General features: G+C 65.0%; 17 protein-coding genes and 1 pseudogene. 8 read left to right on the top strand and 10 right to left on the bottom strand.

Going from position 1 to position 16,379, the window contains the following annotated elements:
- Positions 1–11 precede the first annotated feature (11 nt).
- Positions 12–1,394, top strand: a complete 1,383-nt coding sequence (gene hflX, locus ACNJX9_RS21865) for a GTPase HflX (protein ID WP_439404120.1) — start codon at positions 12–14, stop codon at positions 1,392–1,394.
- A 99-nt stretch (positions 1,395–1,493) separates the two neighbouring features.
- Here the strand turns inward: hflX and ACNJX9_RS21860 are convergent, their stop codons facing one another.
- Both ACNJX9_RS21860 and mazG read right to left on the bottom strand, forming a co-directional pair.
- Entirely contained in the window at positions 1,494–1,952 is a 459-nt protein-coding gene (locus ACNJX9_RS21860) for a GNAT family N-acetyltransferase (protein ID WP_057754997.1), read from the bottom strand.
- Positions 1,953–1,966: 14 nt separating this feature from the next.
- Positions 1,967–2,785 carry a nucleoside triphosphate pyrophosphohydrolase gene (gene mazG / locus ACNJX9_RS21855; RefSeq protein WP_439404119.1) on the bottom strand — a complete coding sequence of 273 codons (819 nt, stop codon included), beginning with the start codon at positions 2,783–2,785 and terminating at the stop codon, positions 1,967–1,969.
- A 128-nt stretch (positions 2,786–2,913) separates the two neighbouring features.
- Between mazG and queC the strand changes: the two genes are divergently transcribed.
- Positions 2,914–3,627, top strand: coding sequence for a 7-cyano-7-deazaguanine synthase QueC (gene queC / locus ACNJX9_RS21850; protein ID WP_439404118.1), 714 nt, complete (start codon positions 2,914–2,916; stop codon positions 3,625–3,627).
- Positions 3,628–3,740: 113 nt separating this feature from the next.
- On the opposite strand, the gene ACNJX9_RS21845 is transcribed toward queC, so the two are convergent.
- The 4 genes and pseudogenes from ACNJX9_RS21845 to nthA all read right to left on the bottom strand — a co-directional run bounded on the left by ACNJX9_RS21845 (position 3,741) and on the right by nthA (position 5,402).
- Entirely contained in the window at positions 3,741–4,118 is a 378-nt protein-coding gene (locus tag ACNJX9_RS21845) for a nitrile hydratase accessory protein (protein ID WP_057755008.1), read from the bottom strand.
- Positions 4,118–4,384 carry an SH3-like domain-containing protein gene (locus ACNJX9_RS21840; RefSeq protein WP_439410102.1) on the bottom strand — a complete coding sequence of 89 codons (267 nt, stop codon included), beginning with the start codon at positions 4,382–4,384 and terminating at the stop codon, positions 4,118–4,120. The genes ACNJX9_RS21845 and ACNJX9_RS21840 overlap by 1 nt, the downstream gene beginning before the upstream one ends.
- A pseudogene (nthB, locus tag ACNJX9_RS21835) lies at positions 4,321–4,749 on the bottom strand (nitrile hydratase subunit beta); the annotation flags it as partial. The pseudogene nthB and the gene ACNJX9_RS21840, both read right to left, overlap by 64 nt.
- A 23-nt stretch (positions 4,750–4,772) precedes the next feature.
- Entirely contained in the window at positions 4,773–5,402 is a 630-nt protein-coding gene (gene nthA, locus ACNJX9_RS21830; protein WP_057756652.1) for a nitrile hydratase subunit alpha, read from the bottom strand.
- A gap of 239 nt (positions 5,403–5,641) precedes the next feature.
- Between nthA and ACNJX9_RS21825 the strand changes: the two genes are divergently transcribed.
- From ACNJX9_RS21825 to ACNJX9_RS21815, 3 genes are all read left to right on the top strand, one after another.
- A complete protein-coding gene (locus ACNJX9_RS21825) occupies positions 5,642–7,117 on the top strand; it encodes a DASS family sodium-coupled anion symporter (RefSeq protein ID WP_439404117.1) in 1,476 nt (491 codons plus the stop codon).
- Positions 7,118–7,474: 357 nt separating this feature from the next.
- The gene (locus ACNJX9_RS21820) at positions 7,475–8,593 is read left to right on the top strand and encodes a methionine ABC transporter ATP-binding protein (RefSeq protein WP_439404116.1); all 1,119 of its coding nucleotides are present in this window, start codon (positions 7,475–7,477) and stop codon (positions 8,591–8,593) included.
- The gene (locus ACNJX9_RS21815) at positions 8,583–9,248 is read left to right on the top strand and encodes a methionine ABC transporter permease (protein WP_057755023.1); all 666 of its coding nucleotides are present in this window, start codon (positions 8,583–8,585) and stop codon (positions 9,246–9,248) included. The genes ACNJX9_RS21820 and ACNJX9_RS21815 overlap by 11 nt, the downstream gene beginning before the upstream one ends.
- Here the strand turns inward: ACNJX9_RS21815 and ACNJX9_RS21810 are convergent.
- A complete protein-coding gene (locus ACNJX9_RS21810; RefSeq protein ID WP_439410101.1) occupies positions 9,223–9,786 on the bottom strand; it encodes a helix-turn-helix domain-containing protein in 564 nt (187 codons plus the stop codon). The genes ACNJX9_RS21815 and ACNJX9_RS21810 overlap by 26 nt on opposite strands.
- Positions 9,787–9,979: 193 nt before the next feature.
- Between ACNJX9_RS21810 and ACNJX9_RS21805 the strand changes: the two genes are divergently transcribed.
- The gene (locus tag ACNJX9_RS21805; RefSeq protein ID WP_439404115.1) at positions 9,980–10,795 is read left to right on the top strand and encodes a hypothetical protein; all 816 of its coding nucleotides are present in this window, start codon (positions 9,980–9,982) and stop codon (positions 10,793–10,795) included.
- A gap of 63 nt (positions 10,796–10,858) precedes the next feature.
- On the opposite strand, the gene ACNJX9_RS21800 is transcribed toward ACNJX9_RS21805, so the two are convergent.
- A complete protein-coding gene (locus tag ACNJX9_RS21800) occupies positions 10,859–11,545 on the bottom strand; it encodes a c-type cytochrome (protein WP_439404114.1) in 687 nt (228 codons plus the stop codon).
- Positions 11,546–11,681: 136 nt separating this feature from the next.
- Between ACNJX9_RS21800 and ACNJX9_RS21795 the strand changes: the two genes are divergently transcribed.
- Positions 11,682–12,440 (top strand): CBS domain-containing protein, encoded by a 759-nt coding sequence (locus tag ACNJX9_RS21795; protein WP_439404113.1) that lies wholly within the window; start codon positions 11,682–11,684, stop codon positions 12,438–12,440.
- A gap of 42 nt (positions 12,441–12,482) precedes the next feature.
- On the opposite strand, the gene ACNJX9_RS21790 is transcribed toward ACNJX9_RS21795, so the two are convergent.
- Both ACNJX9_RS21790 and ACNJX9_RS21785 read right to left on the bottom strand, forming a co-directional pair.
- The gene (locus tag ACNJX9_RS21790; protein WP_157083700.1) at positions 12,483–12,620 is read right to left on the bottom strand and encodes a hypothetical protein; all 138 of its coding nucleotides are present in this window, start codon (positions 12,618–12,620) and stop codon (positions 12,483–12,485) included.
- A gap of 22 nt (positions 12,621–12,642) precedes the next feature.
- Positions 12,643–12,945: a hypothetical protein gene (locus ACNJX9_RS21785; RefSeq protein WP_057755035.1), complete on the bottom strand. Its 303-nt coding sequence runs from the start codon at positions 12,943–12,945 to the stop codon at positions 12,643–12,645.
- Positions 12,946–13,317: 372 nt separating this feature from the next.
- Here ACNJX9_RS21785 and ACNJX9_RS21780 point away from each other — a divergent pair, with 372 nt between their 5' ends.
- Entirely contained in the window at positions 13,318–16,371 is a 3,054-nt protein-coding gene (locus ACNJX9_RS21780; protein WP_439404112.1) for an ATP-binding protein, read from the top strand.
- The last annotated feature ends 8 nt before the right edge of the window (positions 16,372–16,379 follow it).

Here is a 16,379-nt window from a genome sequence, read left to right as displayed (position 1 = left end):
GAGTGATCTGATTGGAACCCCGCAATTTTGACGGGGAGGCCGACCGTCCGCGGTCGGCCGGGGCTAAACAAACGGGGCGGGTGCTTGTCGTCGGCCCCTATTTGCGAGCGCGCGCGGGAAGTGCCGACGCGCAATCGGAGAGTCATGTTCAGCGTGACGCGGAGGCCCGGCTCGATGAAGCCGCAGGCCTCGCGCGCGCGATCGACCTCGTCATTGCCGATGCCATCATCGCGCCGATCAGCCAGATCCGGCCTGCGACCTATATCGGCAAGGGCAAGGTCGAGGAGATCGCCGCGCTCGCCAAGAGCCTCGACGTCGAGCTCGTGGTGATGGATTGCGCGCTGGCACCGATCCAGCAGCGCAATCTCGAGAAGGAATTGCACGCCAAGGTGCTCGATCGCACCGGGCTCATTCTCGAAATTTTCGGCCGCCGCGCCAAGACCAAGGAAGGCGCGCTCCAGGTCGAGCTTGCCCATCTCAATTATCAGCGCTCGCGCCTGGTGCGATCGTGGACCCATCTTGAACGCCAGCGTGGCGGCTTCGGCTTCATGGGCGGCCCCGGCGAGACCCAGATCGAGGCCGACCGCCGCCTGATCCAGGAGCGCATCACCAAGCTCGAAAGCGAGCTGAAGAAGGTGCAGGCGACGCGCCGCTTGCATCGCGCCGGCCGCCAGCGCGTGCCTTATCGGGTCGTTGCGCTGGTCGGCTACACCAATGCCGGCAAGTCGACGCTGTTCAACCGCCTGACGCGTGCCGACGTGCAGGCGGCCGACATGCTGTTCGCCACGCTCGATCCGACCCTGCGTGCGCTCAACCTGCCGCATGGCGGCAAGGCCATGCTGTCGGACACGGTCGGCTTCATCTCCAATTTGCCGACGCAGCTCGTCGCCGCCTTCCGCGCCACGCTGGAGGAGGTGCTGGAGGCCGATGTCATCCTGCACGTCCGCGACATCTCGCATGAAGATGCCGAGGCCCAGCAGAGCGACGTCGACGCGGTGCTGCGCCAGCTCGGCATCAATCCTGATGACTCAGGCCGCATCATTGAGGTCTGGAACAAGATCGACCGCTACGACGCAGAGCAGCGGGAAGAGCTTCTGAATATCGCCGCGCGCCGGCCGGAAGATCATCCCGCGATGCTGGTCTCGGCCGTGTCAGGCGAGGGGATCGACGCGCTGCTCGCCGCGATCGAAGAACGACTCGCCGCCAAGCGCACCACGCTCGATCTCTCCATCGACGCCGCCGACGGCGCCGGAATCAGCTGGCTGCACCGCAATTCCGAGGTGCTGGCCAAGGAGCTGCACGACGGCCGCTTCGACATGACCGTGCGCGTGGACGAGACCAAGCGCGACATCGTGGTGAACAGGTTTGATGCGGTGCCACGCCTGTCGGCGTGAGTCGGACGTAGCCCGGATGGAGCGCAGCGCAATCCGGGATATCACGACACGGAGAGACCCCGGATTGCGCTGCGCTCCATCCGGCCTATGCACCGAACATCACCGCGACAGATCGAGGCTCATGAACTGGTTGTGCGGGCTCGCCTGATAGTCGGCGAACGGCGCACACGAGACGAAGCCGGCGCTGCGGTAAAGCGCGACGGCGGGCGCGTGCAGCGGCGCCGTGCCCGTCTCCAGGCTGAGACGCGCATATCCGCGCTTGCGGCCTTCGGCAATGATGTGGTTCAGAATCGAGCGCCCGGCTCCGGTCCGGCGTGCGGCAGGCGCGGCACGCATCGACTTCACTTCGCCGTGCCTCGCGTCCAGCTGCTTCAGAGCCCCGAAGCCGGCCAGCACGTCGCCTTGCCAGGCCGTCCAGAACGTCACTGATGGAGCCGAGAGACCGCTCGCGTCGAGCGCCTGGGCATGCTCGCCCATGACGCTGCGCAGCTCTGCCAGATGATGCGCCAACAAGTCAGCAACGTGAGGTGCCTTCGGATTGTCCTGTCTGATGTCCACTTCATGTCCTCGCGTCAGGTAGCCGTCTTCGCCGCATTCCACAGCGCATCCATCTCCTCGAGTGATGCCTGCTCCAGCGAGCGCCCCTGCGCTTCCAGCGCCCGCTCGATATAGGCAAAGCGCTTTTCGAACTTCGCATTGGTCGCGCGCAGCGCGGCTTCCGGATCGGCGTCGACGTGGCGGGCGAGGTTGACGAGGGCGAACATGAGGTCGCCGGTCTCTTCCGCGATCTCCTGCTTGTCGTTGCGATCGAGCGCGGCCTCGATCTCGTCGGCTTCCTCGCGAATCTTTTGCAGCACGGCGCGCGGATCGTTCCAGTCGAAGCCTACTTTGGAGGCCTTGCGCTGCAGCTCCATCGCGCGCGTCAGCGCAGGCTGGCCGGCCTTGACGCCCGAGAGCAGCGATTTGTGCGACGGCGCTGCCTCCGGCGGCCGGCGCGCGGCGCGCTCGGCTTTCTCCTCGGCCTTGATGCGGTCCCAGACTTCCTTGACGTGATGCGGGGCGAGATTGCCGTCCTTGTCGGCGAACACATGGGGATGGCGCCGGATCATTTTTCGCGTGATGGCCTCGACGACGTCTCCAAAGGAGAACGCGTTCTGCTCAGAGGCCATCTGGGCGTGGAACACCACCTGCAACAGGAGGTCGCCGAGCTCCTCGCGGAGATCGTCGAGATCGTTGCGCTCGATGGCGTCGACCACCTCATAGGCTTCCTCGATCGTGTAGGGCGCGATCGTCGAAAAATCCTGCTCGAGGTCCCAGGGGCAGCCGGTCACCGGCGTGCGCAGCGCCGCCATGATCTCGATCAGGCGGGAAATGTCGCGGGAAGGGCTCATTGCGGGGGCAGTCTCCTGGGTCCAAATCCTTATGCCAAAAGCGCGCCGCCGTTCCCAGCGCCGCGGGGCGGAACAGGCCGATTTCCACCGATTGGCTGATACGCCCCGCAAGTGCTAAAGCGCGGCCCATGAGCGACACATTTTCATCCCAGACCGCCCTCGTGCTGTTCTCCGGCGGCCAGGATTCCACCACCTGCCTTGCCTGGGCGCTGAGCCGCTTTGCGCGCGTGGAGACGCTGGGGTTCGAGTACGGTCAACGCCACGCCGTCGAGCTCGACTGCCGTGACCGGCTGTTCGAGGGCATCAAGGACCTTCGCGCCGATTGGGCGGCAAAACTGGGCGAGAGCCACACCCTGTCGATCCCGACGCTGGCGGCCGTGTCCGAGACCGCGCTGACCCGGGACGTTGCGATCGCGATGGGCGCCGACGGCCTGCCCAACACCTTTGTGCCCGGCCGCAATCTGGTGTTTCTGACCTTCGCCGCGGCGCTGGCCTATCGGCGCGGCATCACCCACATCGTCGGCGGCATGTGCGAGACCGACTATTCCGGCTATCCCGACTGCCGCGACGAGACCATTCGGGCAATGCAATCAGCGCTCTCGCTCGGCATGGCGCGAGCCTTCGAGCTGCACACGCCGCTGATGTGGATCGACAAGGCCGCGACGTGGAAGCTCGCGCAGGACCTCGGTGGCGACGCGCTGGTCGATCTGATCCGCGAGCAGTCGCACACCTGCTATCTCGGCGAACGCGGTGCGCGGCATGAGTGGGGATATGGCTGCGGCGAGTGCCCGGCGTGCAGTTTGCGGGCGAAGGGGTGGCGGGAGTTTGTGGCGGGGAGGTAGTTCCGCCGTCATTGCGAGCGAAGCGAAGCAATCCATAATCTTCCCGCGGTGACGGTCTGGATTGCTTCGTCGCAAGAGCTCCTCGCAATGACGAGTTCGGGGCGCGCGCAGGCCTACCGAAAATCCTCGTCCCTCAGCTCGATCGGCCTACCATGCGGCGTGCGATCCGCGGCGTGATCCCACGCGTCGCGATAGCGGTGCAGTGTGTCCATCGACGCGACGCCCTTGCTCGCGACGAGGCCCTCCAGCGTGGCGAGCCAGTGCAGATAATAGGTCTCGCCCGTATCAGGGTCGCCCGCTTCCTGCGCGCGCTTGATCTCGGAGGCCAAGGCCGCAGCCCATTCGGGCCAGGTGAACACGCCGTGGTCGTGCAGCGTCAAGGCCATGGCAAAGGCCTGCGCTTCCCAGGGCGCGCGGAACACCGGGCCGTCGTCGTCACGCGGAATGCTTGGAATCGCCGCGGTCGCGGCGGCAGCAGCTTCACTGCTCATCAGGCCGGGTCCAGATAGGGCTCGAACGCGTCGATCGAGACCTTCAGGGTCGGATCACCGTCCTCCCCCCAGAGATCGCGGCCGTCGAACACGACGGTGTAGAGCCATTGCGGGTTCTCGCCGCGCTCCATCGCCGCCGTGTCGGGAAACACGTGGCAGCCGTGGTTGAGCTCGACACGCCGACATGACCGCGGACATAGCGCGGCAGCCGCGTATGCGTGGTCGGATGAATGTTCTTGGCACGCACGCGGTCGCCGATGTTGAATTTGGCGGGCGCAGGCGCTGGGCGGGCAAACTTGCCGCGTACCATGATGCGCTCGACCTGACCGAGATCGAACTTGCCGTGCTTGAGCGCCTTGCCGGGCTGCATCGCATGGCCGGCGGCGACCTCCTCGCGGGTGAGGTAGCCCTTCTCGATCAGCATCTCCTCAAGGCCGAGGAACCACTTCTTGTAGTAGGAGCTGGAGAGGTAGACATGCGGCGGGATCGTCTCGCGATAGAAGCGCGAGGTGTCGATGTTGAAGGCGCCGGCCGCGCCCATCGCGCGCACCATCGCCAGCACCCGGGACTCCCATTCTTCATGGAAGACAGGCTCGTTCGGCTCGGGCTCGACCTTTCCAAAGCCGTCCATGCCGCCCATGTCGTGCACGCCGTTCACGACGGAGCTCCTGGCGTCCGGGGGAAGCCGGTGCCGATCATGGAGTCGCGGGTCACGAGCTCGGCAAGCTGCTCCTCGCTCCAGCCTTCCGTGCCCGCGGGGCGCATCGGCAGCACCAGGAAACGCGTCTCGGCGGTGGAATCCCACACCCGGATCTCAATGTCCTTGGGCACACTCACGCCGAAATCGGCGAGCACGCCGCGCGGATCCTTCACGGCGCGCGAGCGGTAGGGCGAAGCCTTGTACCAGACCGGCGGCAACCCCAGCATTTCCCAGGGGTAGCAGGAGCACAGCGTGCACACGACCATGTTGTGGCGCGTCGGGGTATTCTCGACCACGACGAGATGATCGCCGACGCGACTGACATGGCCGAGCGTGCCGATCGCCTTGCTGCCATCCTCCAGCAGCGCCTGTTTGAACGCCGGATCGGTCCAGGCCTTGGCGACGACGCGCGCGCCATTATGCGGGCCGATCTTGGTCTCGTAGGCCTGGATGATGGCGTCGAGCGCAGCCGGCTCGACATAGCCTTTCTCGGTCAGAACAGTCTCGAGCGCGCGCACGCGCAGCTCGGTCTCGGACAGTTCCGAATGGTCGTGATCGTGATGATGGTCGTGATCTTGGCTCATGGCGGCAAGATAGGCATTTTGGTCGTTCGCTGTCGAGACCCGGCGGTGGGCCGTCGTGCCGGGGAACACGCTCGCCTTCGCGGCGCAGAATAGGTGCGGAAAACCGTTCTGCCGGACGAGAGGAGGTCCGACCTCGATTTCAGGCCATTGATCGCGCCACCGACAATCCGTATACGCCGCGCTGGGACAATAGCGGCTGGCCAACCAGCCCGCAGACGTGGTGTCAGGGGGGAGCACGCATGACCGCCAATTCGCAGCCATCCGAGGCGACCGGGTTTCGCTGGAAACTTGTCGCGCCGCTGGTGGTGTGGCTCGCGATCTATCTGTGGCCGGTGCCAGCGGGTCTCAACGTCAATCAGTGGCACTATTTTGCGGTCTTCGCCGCTGTCATCACCGGGCTGATCCTGGAATCGATGCCGGTTGGCGCAGTCGGCCTGATCGGGCTGACGGTCGCGGGTGTCGCCGGCTATATCGATCCCGATCCCGGCAAATCGCTGCGTTGGATGCTGGCGGGCTTTGCCGAGAGCACGGTGTGGCTGATCGTCGGCGCCTTCGTGTTCTCGATTGGCTATCGCAAGAGCCAGCTCGGCCGGCGCATCGCGCTGGTGCTGGTGCGGCGCCTCGGCACCAACACGCTCGGGCTCGGTTATGCGGTTGCGATGTCGGACTTCCTGCTGGCACCGGCAACGCCCTCCAACACCGCACGCAGCGGCGGCATCGTCTATCCCATCATCAGCAACATCCCGCGCATCTATGGTTCGGAGCCGGGGCCGACCGCCGGCAAGATCGGCACCTATGTGATGTGGACCGCGTTCGCGGCAACCGCGATCACGAGCTCGCTGTTCTTCACGGCGCTGGCGCCGAACGCGGCCGCACTGGCGATCGCCAAGAAGACGGTTGGGGTCGACGTGAGCTGGGGCCAATGGTTCATCGGCTTTGCGCCGCTCGGCATTCTCCTGATGGTCCTCGTTCCGCTGCTCAGCTATCTGATCTGCCGTCCGGAGGTGAAGCGCAGCCCTGAGATCTCGGAATGGGCCGCGAAAGAGCTCGCAGAGATGGGCCCGATGTCGCGCAACGAGTGGATCATGCTGGTGCTGATCGTGCTCGCGATGTTCCTGTGGATCGCCGGCTCCAGCCCGGACATTCACATCCCCTTGCTGGGCTCGAACTTCGTCAATGCCACGACCGTCGTGTTCATCGTGATCTCGCTGATGCTGGTCACCGGCGTGATCGAATTTGCCGACATCGTCAGCGAGAAGAGCGCGTGGGAGGTATTCTTCTATTTCACCTCGCTGTTGACGCTGGCCTCCGGCCTCAACGAGATCGGCTTCATCAAATGGTTCGCCAATGAATTCGCAAAGCCGCTCATAGGGCTTTCGCCGTCGACCGCGATGATCCTGCTGGTCGCGCTGTTCTTCTGGATCCACTATTTCTTCTCGAGCATCACCTCGCACGCGGCGGCCGTGCTGCCCGTCGTGCTCGCGGTCGGCACCGGCATTCCCGGTCTGCCGGTGACGACGCTCGCCATGCTCTGCATGTATTCGCTCGGCCTGATGGGCGTGATCTCGCCCTACGCCACCGGGCCGGCGCCGATGTATTACGGCAGCGGCTATATCGGGAAGGGCCAGTTCTGGGGTTTTGGCCTGATCTTCGGGGTGCTCTATTTCGCCGGGCTATTGGTCATCGTGCTGCCCTGGCTGGCCATGGTCCGGTGAGCTTTCCCGCAGATTGATACCCCCTCGGCAGGAGAATTTTCTTCCCCTGCGGGGGGATTGGGAAAACTTCGCCCAATCCCCCGCAAATATCTGAAATTGCAAGAAAGACTGGAAAGGGCGATGGTCTGCTGCAATGCAGCGTCGCCACCGGCCGCCTGCTTTGGTTCCACCCATCGTCGCTCGGATCGCGACGTGGCCCCGCCTGCGCCTTTCGCCCGGGCGGGCTAAATATCCTTCCATGAAAGCCGCTTCCATGAATGCGCACCCATCGCTGCTGATCTCGCTCGGATCGCGACGTGGCCCCGCCTGCGCCTTTCGCCCGGGCGGGCTAAATATCCTTCCATGAAAGCCGCTTCCATGAATGCGCACCCATCGCTGCTGATCGGCGAACCGGTCAAAATCCAAGATGGCTCGGCTCAGCCGCACGCGATGGTCCGCTTCGAGACCGTCGCGAAGACCTATCCGGCCTATCGCGGCAAGCCCGGCGTCGTCGCGCTGCAGGGCATCGATTTTTCGATCGCGCGCGGCTCCATCACCGGCGTGATCGGTCGTTCCGGCGCCGGCAAGTCGAGCCTGGTGCGATTGATCAACGGGCTCGAAAAGCCGAGCACGGGCCGCGTCGTGGTCGACAACAGGGACATCTCCGCGCTCACGGGCCGCGAGCTGCGCCTGGCGCAGCGCTCGATCGGCATGATCTTCCAGCACTTCAATCTGCTGTCCTCGCGCACCGCCGCGGACAACATCGCGTTGCCGCTGGAGATCGCCGGCTGGTCCAAAGCCGACATCAAGGCACGCGTGACCGAATTGCTTGCGCTGGTCGGCATCGCCGACAAGCACGACCGCTATCCGTCAGAGCTGTCAGGTGGCCAGAAGCAGCGTGTCGGCATTGCCCGCGCACTGGCGACGCGGCCCAGCGTGCTGCTGTCTGATGAGGCGACCTCGGCGCTCGATCCGCAGACCACGCGCGCGATCCTCGATCTGCTCGCGAATATCAACCGCGAGCTCGGGGTGACCATCGTGCTGATCACCCATGAAATGTCCGTGGTGCGTCAGCTCGCCAGGGATGTCGTCGTCCTCGATGCCGGCCGCGTGGTCGAGAGCGGCCATGTCGCCGACATCTTCACCCATCCCAAGCATCCGATCACGCAATCATTCCTGGCTGAGGTCACCGGCGACAGCCTGCCGGTCTCGCTGGCCAGCCGGATCGTGCAGGAGCCGGGCAGCCACGCCGTGATTCGCGTTCAGGTGCGCGGGGCAGGGGCCGGCGATACGCTGATCGCGCGGCTTGCCCGCGAGCTCGGCCTCGACGTCTCGCTGCTGTCGGCGCGGATCGATGAGATCGGCGGCCAGCATGTCGGCTCGCTCGTTCTGGCCATTCCTGTCAGTGATTCCGGCGGCGAGGGCGCGACGACGAGCACGCTGGCCTGGCTGTCTCAATATCAAGTCTCGGCGGAGCGTCTCGGCTATGTCGCCTGAACTCATCAACCTGATCATCCAGGCCACCTTCGAAACCCTGTTCATGGTTGGAATCGCGGCGGCGCTCGGCACTCTGTTCGGCCTGCCGCTGGGCGTGTTCCTGGCGACCAGCCGCAAGGGCGAGCTGTTTGCGGCCCCTGCCGTCAACGCAGCCCTTGGCATGGTCGTCAACGCGACCCGCTCCACGCCCTTCATCATCCTGGTCGTGGCCATCATCCCGTTCACGCGTCTCATCGCCGGCACCTCGATCGGATCGACGGCCGCGATCGTGCCGCTGACGATCGCCTCGACGCCGTTCATCGCGCGCCTGGTCGAGGCTGCGATCCGTGAAGTCGATGGCGGCCTGATCGAAACCGCGTCCTCGTTTGGCGCGTCACCAATCCAGATCGTGTTCAAGGTGCTGATCCCCGAGGCGCTGCCCGGCCTGCTGCTGGCGCTCACCCTCGCAGTGGTCAGCCTGCTCGGCTACTCCGCCATGGTCGGCGCGGTTGGTGGCGGGGGTTTGGGCGATCTCGGCATCCGCTACGGCTACCAGCGCTTCATGCCGGAGATGATGCTGGCCGTGGTCGTCGTGCTGATCGCCCTGGTGCAGCTGGTGCAGAGCGCAGGCGACTATCTGGCGCGGCGGGTCAATCGCCGGCTGCGGCACCGCTGAGATAATGAACCGGCGGAAGGTCGATCGACGCCGGGCCTGCGACGAGACTGTCGAGGTCAACCAGAAACAGATCGGCCATATGGGTGAGCTGGTGCAGAGGAATGCTGACCTCGCCACGCTCGGCGCCTGAGATGAACTCGGGCGAGACGCCAACGAGGTCCGCAATCTGGGCCTCGGTGTAGCCCCGCGCCTCGCGCGCACCCTTCAGCTGGGCCCCAATGTGCCGCCGGTGCAGGGCCTGCTCTTCCTCGGTCATCATCAGGGCCTGCTCGTCGGCGCTCGCGACGCCATCGGCGAAGGCGACACCGAGCAGCCGCCGCTTTTGCCACGCCACCCGGCAGGCCTTGCGCAAGCCGTCGGCGAAGATCAGTGTGGCCTCTTTCGGAAACGCCAGCGACCAGTCGAGCTTCAGCCGCGCGCCGGTGCCGGAGACATCCGCGATGGTGCAGGGGATGCTCACGGTTCCCCTGGCGCCTTCGAACTCGATGATCCCGGTTCTCGCCGTGGATTGCCGGGCCGCAGCGCGCAAGTCACCCATCAAGTCGCTCATGGAGCCCCCGAAAGCATTGCAGCGGATTTTACCGCCCGCCTTCCCGGCGCTCAATCGAACCCGCCCGCCATGGTGAAGGATTGGTTCTCCGCCGCAGCAGGGCACGCCGGCACGGATGAACCTTCCGGGCCAACCCGGTCACCAAGACTGAAGATCGCCCTTCAGCCTTCTGGACAATTCGATGAGATCACTTGCCTTGCTCTGCCTGCTTGCCCTCGCCACGCCGGCCCACGCAGCCTCTTCCGAGCAGCACTATCTCGATCTGCGCGACCGCTACATCGCGAAGTTTTCGAAGGCCAAGGAGAGCGAGGAGACCAGCAGGCAACACGATGTGGCGCTGGGCGAACTGACCGGCGTGCTGCGCGGCCTGATCGGACCGGTCGCGATCAAGGGGCTGCCCGCGGAGGGCAAGTCGAACGTCGACACGCTGTTCAAGGACGACATCGGCTTTGGCCATCTTGACGGGCTCGCTTTCGCCACCGCGGGCGACAAGCAGCAGGCCGTGGTGACGACGACCACGCTGCTCAAGCGCTGGCTTGCCGACCACCGCAAGGATCCGATGCCGCAAGAGATCGACGCGGCGTTCAGGTCCGACACCTTCTACTATGCCGCCATCCAGGACGCTGCCTTCGCCAAATATGCCGAGCTGCCCATCACCAAGCCCGCATCCGTCAGCACCGCGGTCGCGGTGCTCGGCGTGCGCGGCAATGGCGATTTGAAGGGTCCGCCGCACGAGATCGACGTGGTCGCGATCCGTGGCGAGAAGGTGTTCTTCCTCGCCGCGAGCGAGGCCGTCAAGACGGCCGAGATTCCGACCTGCGAGAAGGTCTGGAAGCAGATTATGGCCAGAAAGACGCCGGAGGATGCCATGGCCCGGGAAGACCAGGCGATGGCGGCCTATACCAAGTGCTTCGCCAAGGAGGCGCCCAGCCAGAGCTGGTTCACCGCGGCGGTCAAGACGGCGCAGGGCCAACTCGAATTGCTGCCGTTGCGCTAGCCGCATCGGCTGCAGATCGCAGCCTCGTGCGAGCATGGTGCCGCCCGGACAGGTGGCCGCATTTCAGCGCCGCTGGTCAGCTCGCAACGTCTCCAGATAGGCCACGACGGCTTCGACCTGGGACTCGGTGAGCCTCGGATTCGGCATGGCCTGGTCTGGTCCCAGTCGCCGATGGCCTGACGTCAGGAAATGCCGCAGGCCATCCGCGGAGAAGGAGGGCCGGTTGATGATCTCCGGGAAAGCTGGTGGGGACGGGCGAAACGCCGGTGCTTCCTTGGCAGCGTCGGCGACGACGTGGCACGTCCCGCAAGTGGCGTTGGCAATCGCGCGCCCCTCGGACACCTGGTCGACAAACAGCTGATTGGGAACGGGCAGGGTGAGCGGGATCTGCATGACGATCCAGGCATAGCCGCTGCTGCGGTGGCAGCCGTTGCATTCGTTTGTCAGCCCGGCATAGGATGTCATGAACGCGGGGACGTCCTTCGATTGGAGCGCCTGGCGTACGGCCCGAATCTGCTCCCTAGCGCGATCGGCTTGTGACGGGTTCGCCAGCAACCTGCCGGTGGCTTCAAGGTTGGCCTCGATCTGTTGAAGCTCGTAATTCGCCAGACTCCAATTGCTGAGCTTGCCCGCAAACCAAAGCTTGGCGTGCTGCAACTGAAGTTTGGTCATGAGGTCGGACAGCGCCGCCGACACATCGGAAGGCGCCGCGACGCTGGAGGCGGACAGCGCAAGGATGATCGCACCCAACAGAACCGTTCGTAAGCGCATGTTCGAAATGTTCCGATGTTGATATCCAGCATGGCACCACGCACCGCACGGGCGTTGATCCGGATCAAGACGTGGTTTGTCACGGCAAATACCTGTTTGTCTCTCGGAGGACGACATGCGCGCGCACCAGATCATGTCCAGACGCGTTGTGACGATACGGCCGGACGCGCCGGTCGCCGATGCCATCAAGGTGATGCTTGCCCATCACATCAGCGGCCTGCCGGTGGTGGACCCGGCCGGGACGCTCGTCGGCATCCTGTGCGAAAGCGATTTCCTCAGGCGGCCTGAAATCGGCACGGCGCACGAACGCAACCGTTTGCTCACGATGTTGCGCGGAGCCGATCGCACTGCAGCCGAATTCGTCAAGGAGCACGGGCGCACGGTCGAACAGGTGATGACCCGCCAGCCGGTGTCGACCACCGAGCAGGCGCCGCTTGTGGAAGTTGCCGACATGATGGAGCGACGGCATCTCAATCACGTGCCGGTCATGCGCGGCGAGCGCATCGTCGGGATCATCACCCGATCCGACTTCCTGTCCGCGGTTGCCGGCCCGCTGACCAGCGCTTCCGGCTACTCCGGGGATGACGGCCAGATTCGTCGCTCCGTCCTCGCCGCGCTGGCCGGGACACCGTGGCAGCCGGTCTGCTTGAACGTCAGCGTGAAGGACGGCATGGTCACGCTGCGTGGCGTGGTCAGGGGTGAAAACGCGCATCGGGCAGTCATCGTGGCCTGCGAGAACGTTGCAGGCGTTCGCGCGGTGGAGGACCGGCTTTATCTCCAGTCCGACCGACCGGATCCCGAGGACGATTACGGCGGAGGCGATTTCGTGTCGCTGCAGGTGGAGCCATCCACGCTGGACGACGAGCCATTGTAGTCAAAGCGCGCACCCGGCAATCGCCGGGGGCCTCTCAAGAATTTACCTGCCGCGCACGCGGCGGTTTCCGGATGGCACGATACGCTTGGCCAATCGGCCGATCGACGAGGAGACGAGTGCGGTCTCAAGCACTCCGTAGAGCGCGAGTACCATCAATGCCTTGATCGCTTCGTTGGTCATTCGGTGCCCTGCGTCAAATGATCTAGATCGGATGCTTCTCTGGTCGGGTCAGTACGGTCAACGTGTGGTCGGGATGAGGCTTGTAGACGGTCCGGGTCGCCGTCGCTTGGGCACTGACTTCCGGACGAGCCAGGCGCGCAGTCAGCGTGATCGCCATCATGGCGATGCTGCCGACGAGCACCAGGACGACCACCTTCAGATGGGTCGTCTTATCGACGGTGTAGATCGAGTGATTCACTGCAGGCTCCATCGTCAACGAGCCGAATTCGTGCTGCTGATGAACCTTTAACGCATCCGTCGGAAGGCCGAAATTCGGGCGGTTCACCTAAGGAAATATCCGTAAGGCCGCATGGAAGAGGGCGCCGGGGCTCGCGGCTGCCCGGCGTTGGCGTCGAGCGTGACACTCGGCATCGTGTCAGCCTTGCATCGGTCGTGCCCGGGCATCGCGCCGGTCGCCGCGGTCAGGAGACTGTTTCTGGCCGCTCAGTAGGAGACCTCACTCGGGATCACGCAGGTTTTAAACGGGTGGGTTGGTTTCAAGGCGGTCTATCGCTTGCGAATGCCGCCGCGCGAGATTTACCTTTGTGATCCAGGACGCTAGCCGGCAACCCATGGGCGTGTATGATGCCTTGCGGCATCCGGTCTGGCGCCAGTTGGGCCGTGCTTGCTGTTTGGCAACGAGCCGGCCTCGACAGCGATGATCACGCAGACCCGCGACCTGAAAGGCGAACGTCATCGACTGACGGTGCTTTTCTCCGACCTCGTCGGGTCCACCGCGCTGGGCCGGGATATCGAATCGGAACACCTCTCCGAACTGTTGGGCCAGCTCAGGGACATCTGGCATCGCGCCGTGGCCAAGCATGGCGGCCGGGTTATCAGGACCCAGGGAGATGGTGTCCTCGCCGTGTTCGGCTATCCCAGGTCGGGTGAGGACGACGGTCGTCGTGCAGCCGAAGCCGCCATCGATATTCACCGGTGGGTCGGGCTGTTGCGCCACGATAGCGTGCCGCCGGCCCTGATGCCGCTTCGCATGCATTCGGGCATCCACGCCGGCACCTTGCTCTTGATGGAGGGGGATATCGAGTCCGGCCGATATGACCTGGTCGGCGATGTCGTGAACACGGCGGCGCATCTGTCGCGTCGGGCTGCGCCGGGCGAGATCCTCGCCAGTCTTGATTCCCTCGGGCCGCATGCGAATTTTTTCGAGCTCGGCGGTCCGATTCAGGTGCCCGATGCGGGGCCGGAGATGCCCCAGGCGCGCGCGGTGCTGCGACGAAGCATGGTGACCCGGCGGTTTGACGCAACGTCCCGGCGCGGCTTGACGCCCTTCGTTGGGCGCGACGAAGTATTCGATTTTCTGACCGGCTTTCTCAGCGAACCACACCCGGCCTCGCGACGTTGTGCGGTCGTCGTCGGCGGTCCTGGGCTTGGCAAGACGCGGCTGCTGGAGGAGGTGCTGCGAGACTGCGATACCGACCAGTTCAAGCTGCTGCGGGGCAGTTGCGAGAGCTATGTCGGTGCCGAGGTGCTGCAACCGTTTCTGCAGATGCTGCGCGCCTCATTGGGGATACGACCGGAAGCATCGATCGCCGATGCAGACGAGACCGCCCGGGACGCCCTGCAGCCATGGCTCGCCCAACTCGGTCCACGCGCGGAGACGATCATCGCACTGGCCTCGACCGGGGCTGATGCGCGCGGCGGACAGATGACCGTCGATGGCGTGGTCGGTGACCTGCTCGGGTTCTTTACCGTCTTGTCCGCGCAGGGACCATTGGTGCTGGTGATCGACGATTGGCAATGGTCCGACGACGCGAGCCGGCAGTTGCTGGAGAAACTCCTGCAATTGCCGAATGGACCGCGCTTCATCCTCGCCACCCGGCCGCGCGACGACGGCACCGAGTGGATTTCCGGCGCGCCGCACCTGCTGCTGAGGCCGTTTGCGGGAGGAGAAACCGACATCGCCGTACGACGCTGGGTGCCGCAAGCCGACCCCTTCCTCGTGGCCCGGGTTCACGCCTATGCCGGCGGGGTGCCACTGTTCATCGAAGAGCTGTGCCATTCCATCGCTGCCAACGACAATGATTCGTTCGAAATGCGCAGCAAGCAAGGCGGATGGATCGCCACCCTGGTCGCTTCGCGCCTGGCGCGCCTGCCGCCCGATCAGGTGAAGGTGGTCCGCGCCGCCGCGGTGATCGGAAACACGGTACCGAAAAGTCTGCTCATTGCGGCTTGCGGCAGCGAGCCCGACCCGGCGACGTTGCGGGGATTGGCCGATGCGGATTTTCTCTTCGCCGATCCGGCCGGGGACGCCCTTCGCTTCAAGCACGGCATCACGCGGGACGCTGTCTACGACACCATCACCCTGCACGAGCGTCAGGCCTTGCACCAGCGCATTGAAGCCAGTTTGCTGGCACGGTCCGAGCAGGCCGACCGCGAAGACACGCTGGAAGCCCTGGCCTACCATTCGCGCGGCGCAGGCCATTGGGAAAACGCGGCCCATTATGCCGAACGCGCCGGCGACAAGGCCATGGCGGCCTTCGCCTTGGACCTTGCCGGGTCCCAGTACAAGGCTGCTATGGATGCGCTGGATCGCGTGCCGGATCGCTCGCGCCAGCAATCCCTTCGCTGGTGCTTGCTGGCGAATAAACTCGGCATGGCCAACATCTTCGATCCGCTGTCGTTGACCGACGATACCAGCGTGTTCGAACAGGCGGTCGCCATCGCGTCATCGCTCGGTGACACCGGCGCGACGGCCAGCGCCTATCAGTGGCTTGGCTACATGTGTTACGGCTTTGGCCGCTTTCGCGAGGGTGTGACACACACACGAACGGGACTGGAATGGGCACGCAGGCTCGGCGACCCCCGCCTGATCGCCCGGACCGAAGCCGTGCTGGGCCAGATTCTCGCTGCAAGTTGTCAGTACGACCAAGCCACCGCCTTGATCGACGCTGCCATCTCGACCACGCGCAGCCGCCGCCATGGCGCCATCGCCGTCGGCTCGGCCTATTCGCTGTCGTGCAAGGGCAGCATCCTGGCCGATCGGGGCGATTTCGAGGGTGCCCACGAGTGCTTCAACGAAGCGATGAGCCTGGTCGAAGGGTCGACCCATCCGGTCGTCAGCTCGGTGCGCAATTGGGTCTCGGTCGCGTTGGTCTGGCAAGGCCGCTGGCAGGAGGCGGAGCAACTGGCCGTGGAGGGCGCCCGCGCCGCCGAGACCATGCGCAGCCTTTTGATGCTGACGGCGTGCCGCGCTGCGTCCGGCTTTGCCCGCTGGTCCATGACCGGCGATGCCGATGGCTTGCAGCAGCTGCGAAACGCCGCGCAATGGATGGAGCGACGCAACTTCCACTTCTACACCTCGGTTCAATATAGCTGGCTGGTCGAAGCGGCGGCGGCCGAAGGCGACGTCGAGACAGCACGGCGGTACGCAGCCCATGTGCTGGGCCGCGCGCGCGAGGGCGAGCGGCTGGGCGAGGCAATGGCCTGCCGCGCGCTTGCGAAGCTCGCGGCGCGACGCGGGGATTTTGGACGTAGCCGGCGCTGGTTGCTGCGCGCCGAAACCTCCGCAGGCTGGCGCGGCTCGCTGCGCGATGCCGCTTTGAATCTGGCTGCGCACGCCGAGCTTCTCGCGTTGCAAGGGCAGGGCGAGGCGGCGCGGAAGACTGCAACCGAGGCTGCCGAAAAGCTCCGCGCGCTTGGCATGCACTGGCACGCGGACCAGACGATCCGCGCCTTGGCCGGCGCGCCTTAAGCGTCCTG

Origin of the sequence: Bradyrhizobium sp. BLXBL-03 (genome assembly GCF_051853015.1) — a bacterium.
Classification (GTDB): Bacteria; Pseudomonadota; Alphaproteobacteria; order Rhizobiales; family Xanthobacteraceae; genus Bradyrhizobium; species Bradyrhizobium manausense.
This window is presented reverse-complemented; position numbering and strand designations above follow the sequence as displayed.